Raw genomic sequence first — 10,356 nt, 5'->3', positions numbered from 1 at the left:
AGCTTACGCAGCAGCGAAGAGCTGGACGCTGAGCACAGGCGACGGCACGAAGACGGTGAATGCAGAGCTGAAGGACGCGGTCGGCAACGTATCCGTAATCAGCGACACCATTACACTGGATATGACCAAACCAGTCGGAACGTTGGCTATTAATAGCGGAGCTATTTACACGAACTCGCTGTCGGCAGCATTGACGCTGAGTTCGGATGACATGACGGTCGAGATGCGTTTCTCTAACGATGGAACGACATGGAGCGGCTGGGAAAGCTACGCCGCGACGAAAGCCTGGACGCTTTCAACGGGAGACGGCGATAAGACCGTGCATGTGCAGTTGAAAGATGCTGCGGACAATGTGACAGACATAACGGATACCATTAGCGTCGATATGACACTGCCGACAGGCATTGTCACGATTAACGGCAGCGCGGCTATCACGACAGATGCTAATGTGACTGTGAATGTATCGTCGGACGATGCCGGTGCATCTGCATCAGGTGTAACACAAGTGAACGTATCGGTCGATAACGGAGCGACATGGAGCGGCTGGGAACCGATTGCTTCACAACTGCAGACCTCACTAGCAGCCGGCTTCGGCACGAAGACCGTCACGATCAAGCTGAAGGATGCAGCGGGCAACGAGAGCGCTCCAATCTCGGACAGCATCGACATGCGTTCCATTCCGGTCTTGCATAACCATATGGCAAACGGTACAGAGGACGTGCCTTATAAGACTGCAGCGTCCGACTATGCGTACACCAATGCGGATGGTACGGCACTGAGCGGCATCGAGATTGTATCGCTGCCTGCGCACGGTAAATTGCAGTTGAGTGGGGTCGATGTGAAACCTGGCGACAAGCTGAGCCCAGCGGATGCAAGCGCACTTACCTTCATACCTGAAGAGAACTGGAATGGACAAACCTCGCTGATATGGCAAGGCGAGTCGGACGCTGCAGCATCAGCGGCAACAGCGAAACTTACCTTAACAATTGCAGCGGTCAATGATGCACCTGTCGTGAAGGATCTCAAGCTGACGACTACAGACTATGCCGAAGTAAAAGGGACTTTGACGTCAACCGATGTCGATGGGGACGCTTTAACGTACAGGATTGTTGACCAGCCAGCAACAGGAACGCTGGATCTCGATGCGGCAACCGGAGCTTTCACTTATAAGCCGGCGCAAACAGGCACTTTAACCTTCACGTACCGGTCATTCGACGGTTCGGCTTATTCCAATACGGCTGTCGTAACAGTTGAGAGCAACCTCTCGCCAGTGATCATACCGCCGACGAAACCGCAGACGCCAACGCTTGTCACGGTGGGCGGAGATGATCAGTCAACGTTTAACGACAATCTCGTAATAACGTCGGGGCCGACGGACCTGGGCAATACGGTGACCGTCAAGCTTCAAGGTGACAAGTGGGCCGGCGATCTGCCGAACAAACCAGGCGAAACAATCGTTCTGGACGTTACCTCGGATATGGATGCGGCAATCGTGGAATTGGATTCGTCGATGACCGACAAGCTTGCGGAAGGGCAGCGCGGTCTTACAGTTCAAATGGGCGGACATTCCATTACGTTGCCGGACAAAATTATGGCACAGTTAGCCGCTCAAATGACTTCGAAAACGGCAGTACTAAAGATCGAGATCGGTGAAGCGACCGATGCGAATGCGGATAAGGCAGAAGCAGCCGCCGAACGTGCGGGCGCCAAGATCGTTGCGAGCCCCATGCAGTACCAGGTATACATCGAAGATAATGGCAAGCGAATCGACTTATCGCGCTTTAACGGATATCTCGATATCTCTTACACGCCGGAAGAACTGAATGGTGCCAAACCGACGACGGCGGCACTGCTAATGCCGAACGGCAAGCTCAGACCGCTGCCTACGAAGTTCGACAAGAACTCGAATAACACGGACATTCGTGTACATGGCTTAACGCAAGGGACGTTCGTCTTAATTGAAACCAAAGTCAAATTCCGTGACGCGTCTGGCCATTGGGCTTCACAGCAAATCAACGACTTAGCTGAACGACTCGTAATCAATGGTGTGGGTGAAGGAATGTACCAGCCTAACCGAACGGCAACGAGAGCAGAATTCGCTTCGATTCTCGTCCAAGCATTCGGCATGTACGGCATTACTTCCGAACAGAATTATTCGGATACGTCGGCAGATGCTTGGTATGGGCAGGTACTGTCATTCGCAAGCGGATACGGTATCATTACCGGTTACGCCGATGGCTCGTTCCGTCCGAACGCAACGATAACACGCGAAGAGGCAATGGTTATTATGGCACGTACTGCAGCATTGCTCGGACTGGACGCAGCCTTGTCGAGTCAACAAATCGACCAGTCATTGGGCGGGTTCGATGACGCAGATGCCTTGCATACTTGGTCGCGTGATGCGGCCGCCCTTTGTATCTCGCTCGGCATCGTGAACGGCATCGGTGACGATCTTCAGCCAGGACAACCTATTACACGCGCGCAGCTGGCGATCATGGTCGAGAAGCTGCTGCAGAAAGCTGATTATATCTAATGTCGAAGCCTAACATCGAGTCTCAAAGCTCAACGGAAGCTGAAGGCGCAGGCAAGATTAGTTACGAGACGCTTGCCGGCCCCAGCGATGCCGTCCGTCTGACACCTGTTCGCTCGAGTGATCCATTCCTGAAGTACGTATATGAGGCGGTGCGCAGGGAAGAGGTTGCAGCATGGGGTTGGGATGAGAACGCTGCACGATCCTTTATTCAGATGCAATATAACATGCAGCAGCGTTCTTACGAGATGCAGTACCCTGAATCGGTGCTTTATGTGATTTGGGTTGAACATATACAAGCCGGCAAGCTGCATGTGACAGATAGGACGGAATCCCTGACACTTGTCGATATTGCACTGCTACCGCAATTTCAACGGCAGGGCATTGGAACGAAGCTTGTGCTCGGTTTGCAGCAGATTGCCAAGCAGGCCGGCAAGCCGATAAGGCTGACGGCGGCCGCCCGTAGTCCAGCGGAGCGGCTGTATGCAAGACTTGGATTTGAAGTGGTCGAAGGCAATGAAGTGCAAGTAAGAATGGAATGGAATGGAATGGAATGCTGCAGATCATTAAATGACAACAGAGGAGATGTTACGATTGGAACCGTATGTTGGGGAAATTCGGATGTTCGCGGGCAACTACGCACCGCGGGGCTGGCTGCTTTGCGATGGATCAATTCTACCGATCAGCAATAATGAAGTATTGTTCACACTGCTTGGCACGACGTATGGCGGTGATGGCCAGACGACGTTTGCATTGCCTGATCTGCGCGGCCGAGTACCTGTTGGACAAGGATCTAGCCTATCCGGAACGAACTATGCGTTGGGTCAGCAAGCTGGCAGCGAAACAGTCTCATTAACTATCAATCAATTGCCTTCCCACTCGCACACGCCGCTCGCGTCGTCGTCGGCGACGACGACTAATCCCGAGGGAGCTGTATGGGGAACCGGCGATACGGTGGAATATGTTGCAATGGGTACGGGCAATGTGTCGATGAATCCAGGATCCGTTTCAGGAAAAGGCGGCGGCCAGCCGCATAACAATATGATGCCGTTCTTGCCGATCGGCTTCATTATTGCAACAGAAGGCATTTTTCCTTCGCAGAGCTAGCAGCAACGAGCGAGTAACAGCATAACACCACACTTGGGAGGTACATCGTTTATGGAACCGTTCTTGGGAGAGATTCGATTGTTCGGCTTCGGGTTCGTGCCGAAAGGCTGGTTACCGTGCAATGGACAGCTTCTGAATATCAGTACGAACACAGCCTTGTTCTCGCTATTGGGCACAGCTTATGGCGGCGATGGCATTAGAACATTTGCTTTGCCTGACTATCGCGGCCGTGTGCCGGTGCATCAGTCAAGCAGCTTGCCGATCGGGGCAACTGGCGGCGAAGAGGCGCATACGCTGACGGTTACAGAGATGCCGGCCCATAATCATCATGTGTCGGCAAGCAATGGAGACGGAACAGCTAAGTCGCCGGAAGGAATGACATGGGCTGTACCGCAGAGCAAAGCCAACTCTTTCTCGACGACGTTGGACAAAACAATGTCCAGTGCTGCCTTTAGCGCAGCGGGCGGAAGTCAGCCTCACAGCAATATGCAGCCTTATTTAGCTATTAACTACTGTATTGCAGCACAAGGTATTTATCCACCAAGAAACTAAATTAGGGAGGCGTTCATAAATGGCTGATGCATTTATCGGGGAAATTAGAATGTTTGCGGGAAATTACCCGCCATACAACTGGGCGTTCTGCAATGGCGCAATCCTGCCGATCCAGCGATATACAGCACTATTCTCTATACTAGGTACCATGTATGGCGGTGACGGAAAGACCACTTTCGCTCTTCCTGACTTTAGCGGTCGTGTACCGATTCAATACGGACAAGGCCCAGGGTTGACGCTGCGGGACCAAGGTGCAGCCGAAGGAGAGGTCAGCGTTACTCTTCTGGACACAGAGATTCCATCTCATACGCACGTACCCCAAGGCGGGGGCACAGCAACAACGACCGATCCGGCAGGAGCAGGATGGGGCTCTACTGGACGAACTGGAACGCAGTTGTATGCACAGACGCCGAATACGCAAATGCATCCGAATGCGCTGCAACCGACGGGCGGATCTTCGGCGCACAATAACATGCAGCCTTATCTGGCGACTAGCTTTATTATTTGTCTCAATGGAGAATTCCCTCCACGCTCATAGAAGTTCTAATAGCGTCCCCTCCTTCATAGGCTAGTCTCGAAGGAGGGGACGCGGCTATGCAGGATCCAAGTAAAGGTCAGAAACGGCAAGAAATGAAGATGCAAAACCGCAAGCTGCTCGAGCTCTCTGGCGTGCGTAACGTCGAAAGCTTCGACAGTGAGGAGTTTTTACTGGAGACCGAGCTCGGATTTCTTACGGTTCGGGGCCAGAATCTGCATATGAAGCATCTCAGCCTAGAGCAAGGGCAAGTCGCCATTGAAGGATTGATCCATTCTCTCGCCTATTTGGATGGCAGTCCGCAGACGAAATCGAAGAGCCTGTTCGGGAAGCTGTTCAAGTGAATCTGTCGCTTAGTGAACAGTGGCTCACGATGAGCCTGATGCTGCTGTCCGGTATCGGCATGGGAGTTGTGTTCGATGGCTATCGCGTAGTCTCGCATGAGCTGCGCTTCGCCAAGTGGACGCTCCCGGTGCTTGACCTGCTCTATTGGGCAGCGGCGACGCTTGTCGTATTCCAGGTGCTGTCCGCCGGCAACAATGGCGAGGTGCGGGCGTACGTATTTCTGGGACTGGCTCTTGGCGTTATTGTTTACTTCCTGCTGCTCAGTCGAGCTGTCATCGCGACTGTCCGCTGGACGATCGGTGCGGTGCGCTATCTGATCGGCTTATTCATACGGATGTTTCATATCTTCATCATTCGGCCATTGCTCGTCTTGTACAAGCTGTGCAAGGTGCTTATTGGGTTTTTACTGGCTCTTACTATTTTCTGCTACAAAATTGTGATACAATTGATCCGTCCATTCTGGCTCTTGGCTAGATGGATGTTCAGGCCGCTGCTGCGGCCATTAATGAAATGGCTGATGCCGATTGTTGCTCGTTGGCGCCTTGGTGAGAAAGGTGCTAACTTAGCAAGTAAGACGGCCGCTTGGTGGAAGCGTACGTTTGGCCGTAAACCCTGAAGAAAGGTGGTGCAGTGTTCTTGGCGAATGAAAGACAGCGCGGAGCAGAGACGACATCGGTCGGTTCGAAGCGCCGCATGCGGTTTTATATGGCGGGCGTTGTAATATTCGCTTGCTGGGCATTGTATACGCTAATTAATCAGGAATTCAGCTTGAACAGCGAGTCACAGCGATTGTCGGATGCGAAGGCGCAGAAGGTTGCTTCGGAAACACAGATGGCTGATCTCAAACAAGAAATCGAGCGTCTAAGTGATCCCGAATATATCGGCCAGCTAGCTAATCAACAGGGCATGGTACGTGATGGAGAGAAGATCATTCAGTCGGCGGAATAGTCGATTAACCTTGCAAAATCGGGTTCTTCGTCTGTTGACCTTGCTTTCTACGTTACGCTATAATTACTTATAGTAAGGTCTATGTAACAAGTCGCGCTATTGCAGAATAGCGTAAGCTGGTTCACTTTGGACCAACATGTATAATTCCTTAGGGAGGAACATTTTCTTTTATGGCAATTGAAGTGGGCGCGAAGTTAGAGGGTAAAGTGACAGGCATCACGCATTTCGGTGCATTCGTTGATTTGTCTGGAGGCGTAACGGGACTCGTTCATATCTCCGAGATAGCCGACAACTACGTTAAGGACGTTAAGGATCACCTGAAGCTTGAAGATGTCGTCAAGGTGAAAGTCATCAATGTCGACAAGGACGGCAAGATCGGACTATCAATTAAACAGGCAATCGACCGGCCGGAGGGACAGCCAGCACCTCAGCAGCGCGAGCCACGCGCAGGCGGCGGCGGATTCAACCGGGGCGGCGGCGGTGGACAAGACCGCGGCGGACGTCCGTTTAAATCATCCTCTGGTAAAGCGCCGTATGGAAAACCGTCATTTGAAGACAAAATGTCGCGCTTCCTGAAAGACAGCGAAGAGCGTATTTCTTCCCTCAAGAAGAACACCGAAGGCAAACGCGGCGGACGCGGTGCTAAGCGGGTATAGAGCGATTGAAGTTCATAAGCATAGCATAATGAAGCAGAACCTTATGGTTCTGCTTTTTTTGCGTTATATAAGACTTTATCCGTTTCTCTGCTAGGATGTTGTCGCATATTTACTCGGAATGAAACGTTCTGCGCGGTTTAAAGGTCGGCAGACGTCGGTTCACCGCCTATACGGCGATATACCAATTACTTTCCCCCGAAAGTCCAGCTATCCCGACAGAGGAAACGGTAATTCGTCAAGCGTAAGCGGTTCCATTCGCTGTCGAAGCTGTTCGACGAGAGCTGTCTTCACGAGGCCCAATCCCAAGCTGGGCCTGTACGAACGCGGTTCCCGACAAGCGTGCGGCATGACGGGCGTTTTGTCGTAAAAAAATTTTAGGCATAAAGCGAGTTGTGACAAACTTCATAAAGATGCGCACCTATAATGGGAAACACATTAACTCGGAAATGGTGGTGTATCTCGTGAGGGAGAAGAGCAAGCTGGTTATGTTCCCAGGCGTACAGCAAGCGAGTACGGCAGCAGTCCAGAACGCGGTTCGCAAGGGCCGCGAGTGGGCTGCCGGGCGCAAGCTCGTACAAATGGTTGCAGCTAAGAAGTGGACAATCCTCCTTGTTGCCGTCGGGTTCCTGCTAGGTCGCGCTGTCATATTGGAATCGCTCATGCCGTTCGCCGCTGCGTATTTCGCCGTTCTTTATTTCTTAAGACGTGAGGTTAGCTTCTGGGCAGGCCTCGCACTCGTTGCAGGAAGCTTCTTCGCTCCGGTACCATCCCCGGCGTGGATCGCGATGGAGCTGGCGGTTGTGTTCTGGATGATCAAGGGACTGGAATCGTACGAGAAAGCCGAGTTATCGTTCGCACCGCTGCTTGTATTCACTTCTACATTGTTAGTCAAGCTGTTCGGAGCGGTATTGGCGAATATGCTGGGCTGGTACGATCTGATGATGATCGCAGTGGAAGCTGCCTTATCGTTTGTTCTGACGCTTGTCTTTGTACAAGCCATTCCGGTCCTTACGATGACGAAGAAGTCGAGCGGGCTGCGCAATGAAGAAATTATTTGTCTGATGATCCTTATGGCCTCGATCATGACGGGCACTGTCGGCTGGGGCATCTACGGGATGTCGGCTGAGCATGTAATGTCGAGATATATGCTGCTGCTGTTCGCTTTCGCCGGAGGTGCGCCGCTTGGAGCGTCGGTCGGTGTTGTGGCGGGATTGATTCTGAGCTTGGCGGACTTTAATGCGATCGTGCAGATGAGTTTGCTGGCGTTCGCCGGCCTGCTGGCTGGACTGATGAGGGACGGGGGAAAAATGGCTGTTTCGTTCGGCATGCTGCTCGGCACATCCATTCTTTCTATATATATAGGAAGTCAATCCGATGTGATGGCTTCGACTTATGAATCGCTTGTTGCAGCTACGTTATTCTTGCTGACGCCGCGCTTGATGATCCGGACGATCTCCCGTTATGTACCGGGTACACAGGAGCACGTGAAATCGCAGCATGAATATGCAAGGCGTGTTCGTCAAGTGACGGCGGAGCGGGTGGAGCAGTTCTCGGAAGTGTTCCGCCAACTGTCGAAGAGCTTCGGTGAATTCAATGGCGCCGTCGAGGCGGTGAAGCGGGAGGAGGAATTCAATCATTTCATGAACGCTGTGGCCGAGAAGAGCTGTCAGTCATGCCATCGTCGCAGCATGTGCTGGGATGCGAAGTTTTATCAGACTTACAAGCTGATGACAGAGATGATGACATCCGTCGAGGAGGGGCGCAAGCCAACGAGCAAGGAAATGCCGAAGTCATGGACTTCTCATTGCGTGAAGCCGCAGCAGGTGCTCGGCGTCATGGCTCAGCAGTATGAGCTGTATAAGAACGACCGCCATTGGAAGAAGCAAATTATCGATTCGCGGCAGCTCGTCGCCGATCAGTTGTCGGGCGTGTCGCAGGTGATGGAGGATCTGGCGAAGGAGATTAAGCGGGAAGGGCAGACGCTGCATCTACAAGAGGAGCAAATTCGCGAAGCGCTGGAGGGACTAGGCCTGTCTATTCAGAGCATCGATATTATAAGTTTGGAAGAAGGCAATGTGGAGATCGAAGTCTATCATCTATTCGCAAGGGGGTATGACGAGTGTCGTAAAATAATCGCACCGCTGCTGACAGACATTCTGGGCGAAAATATTGCCGTGAAAGCAGAACGCTATCCGGAGCGTCACGGCGAGCCGGCATTGGTTACATTCGGCTCGGCCAAGGAATTCGAGGTCGAAACGGGGATTGCCGGTCTTGCGAAAGGCGGCGACCTGCTGTCGGGAGACAGCTTCAGCACCGTCGAACTTGGCAACGGTAAATTCGCTGTCGCGATAAGCGACGGTATGGGCAATGGCGAGCGTGCTAGGCTGGAAAGCAGCACAGCGTTGACTATTTTGCAGCAGCTGCTCCAATCGGGGATGGACGAGCGTCTGGCGATCAAGTCAGTCAACTCGGTGCTTCTGCTCCGTTCCCCTGACGAAGTATTCGCGACTGTCGACGTTGCGTTAATCGATATGTATACGGCGAAGACGACTTTCTTGAAGATCGGCTCAACGCCAAGCTTTATCAAACGAGGAACGGAGGTGATTCCGGTTACGGCAAACAACTTGCCGGTCGGTATTCTGCAGGATATCGACGTTGATCTCATTACGATGCAGCTGCTGCCAGGAGATACGCTCATTATGATGACAGATGGGATCTATGATGCACCGGGTCATGCGGTCAATAAGGAGATGTGGATGAAGCGAATCATTCAAGAGATTAGCGTAACGGAGCCGCAGGCGATTGCCGATGCGCTGCTCGATAAGGTCGTTCGTTACCATGAAGGTGCTATTGTCGATGATATGACGGTTGTTGTCGCACGTGTCGAACGCCACCAGCCGGAATGGGCAACATTCCGCTGGACGGGTATCCCGCGCTTCGAGCGCCCAAGGACGGTGAGCTAATATGAAATATAGAGTGAGTGTGAATGGGAAGCGGAAGTCGAGAGAGCGTGTTAGCCGTGATCGATTGGTAGAACGCGTACAGGCGCAAGTTGAAATGGTAGAGGAGACGGCAATCCAGCCGGAAGGACCGCCTAAGCTTGATCCGCATATGGTACAGCAGCAGCTTTTCCAGTCGTATTTACGCATACAGGCTCGAAGCCGTAAGCGTTCTCGAACGAGAGTGGCGTTCCGAATGTTACCGCCAAGGCAGCAGCAGGTTCTCACATACACACCGCTCAAGAAGGAGATTCGTCTGCCGGAGCAGCTTCTGAATCGAATGAGCTTGCCGATTATTAGTGCGACGCTGCCTGCCATGAAGACGCCGAAGCAGTCCGTCAAAACATTGAAGCAGCCCACGGTGCAAGTCCGTTCATCCGATCGGGCGCTGAAACGACTCAGGCAGAAATCGGTTATCGCTAGAAGCTATTCACGTTTCCGTATGGCGGAAACGCCTAAGGCAAGAAAACGAGCGAGTTCATCCTATCAGGACGTCTATATGATCTTCTCTGTGAGAACGCGACGATTTACCTCGCCTATTCGAGTGCCGCCAATCGAGCAAGAGAGGAAGGAGGTGGGTTATTCCACATGATAAGAAGCCCGGAGCACGCGAGCGTCAGCATGGTCAAGACCCTAATTAATGGACAGTAAGAAAAACCCCTACTTCGCAAGCTGGCTCTGGTA

Annotated in this window: 11 protein-coding genes; all 11 read left to right on the top strand. The window is 52.5% G+C overall.

The window, feature by feature from the left end; all coding sequences use genetic code 11:
- A partial coding sequence (locus tag SBI19_RS29000) for an S-layer homology domain-containing protein (RefSeq protein WP_317973013.1) occupies positions 1–2,533 on the top strand: 2,533 nt, incomplete at its 5' end.
- On the top strand, positions 2,533–3,222 hold the full coding sequence (locus SBI19_RS28995) for a GNAT family N-acetyltransferase (RefSeq protein ID WP_317973012.1): 690 nt from the start codon (positions 2,533–2,535) through the stop codon (positions 3,220–3,222). The genes SBI19_RS29000 and SBI19_RS28995, both read left to right, overlap by 1 nt.
- On the top strand, positions 3,152–3,637 hold the full coding sequence (locus SBI19_RS28990; protein ID WP_317973011.1) for a phage tail protein: 486 nt from the start codon (positions 3,152–3,154) through the stop codon (positions 3,635–3,637). Before SBI19_RS28995 ends, SBI19_RS28990 begins: the two co-directional genes overlap by 71 nt.
- Positions 3,638–3,688: 51 nt before the next feature.
- A complete protein-coding gene (locus SBI19_RS28985; protein WP_317973010.1) occupies positions 3,689–4,189 on the top strand; it encodes a phage tail protein in 501 nt (166 codons plus the stop codon).
- A gap of 19 nt (positions 4,190–4,208) precedes the next feature.
- A complete protein-coding gene (locus SBI19_RS28980; RefSeq protein ID WP_317973009.1) occupies positions 4,209–4,727 on the top strand; it encodes a phage tail protein in 519 nt (172 codons plus the stop codon).
- A gap of 56 nt (positions 4,728–4,783) precedes the next feature.
- Positions 4,784–5,068: a sporulation protein YabP gene (gene yabP, locus SBI19_RS28975; RefSeq protein WP_317973008.1), complete on the top strand. Its 285-nt coding sequence runs from the start codon at positions 4,784–4,786 to the stop codon at positions 5,066–5,068.
- The gene (gene yabQ / locus SBI19_RS28970; RefSeq protein WP_317973007.1) at positions 5,065–5,685 is read left to right on the top strand and encodes a spore cortex biosynthesis protein YabQ; all 621 of its coding nucleotides are present in this window, start codon (positions 5,065–5,067) and stop codon (positions 5,683–5,685) included. Before yabP ends, yabQ begins: the two co-directional genes overlap by 4 nt.
- A 20-nt stretch (positions 5,686–5,705) precedes the next feature.
- Positions 5,706–6,017 carry a septum formation initiator family protein gene (locus tag SBI19_RS28965; RefSeq protein ID WP_317973006.1) on the top strand — a complete coding sequence of 104 codons (312 nt, stop codon included), beginning with the start codon at positions 5,706–5,708 and terminating at the stop codon, positions 6,015–6,017.
- Positions 6,018–6,187: 170 nt separating this feature from the next.
- Entirely contained in the window at positions 6,188–6,673 is a 486-nt protein-coding gene (locus SBI19_RS28960; protein ID WP_317973005.1) for a S1 domain-containing RNA-binding protein, read from the top strand.
- Between the two features lie 485 nt (positions 6,674–7,158).
- Positions 7,159–9,636, top strand: a complete 2,478-nt coding sequence (spoIIE, locus tag SBI19_RS28955) for a stage II sporulation protein E (protein ID WP_483312352.1) — start codon at positions 7,159–7,161, stop codon at positions 9,634–9,636.
- Between the two features lies 1 nt (position 9,637).
- Positions 9,638–10,264 carry a hypothetical protein gene (locus SBI19_RS28950; RefSeq protein ID WP_317973003.1) on the top strand — a complete coding sequence of 209 codons (627 nt, stop codon included), beginning with the start codon at positions 9,638–9,640 and terminating at the stop codon, positions 10,262–10,264.
- Positions 10,265–10,356: the final 92 nt, after the last annotated feature.

It is taken from the genome of Paenibacillus sp. CCS19, from assembly GCF_033239625.1.
In the GTDB taxonomy this organism is placed as follows: Bacteria; Bacillota; Bacilli; order Paenibacillales; family Paenibacillaceae; genus Paenibacillus_T.
This window is presented reverse-complemented; position numbering and strand designations above follow the sequence as displayed.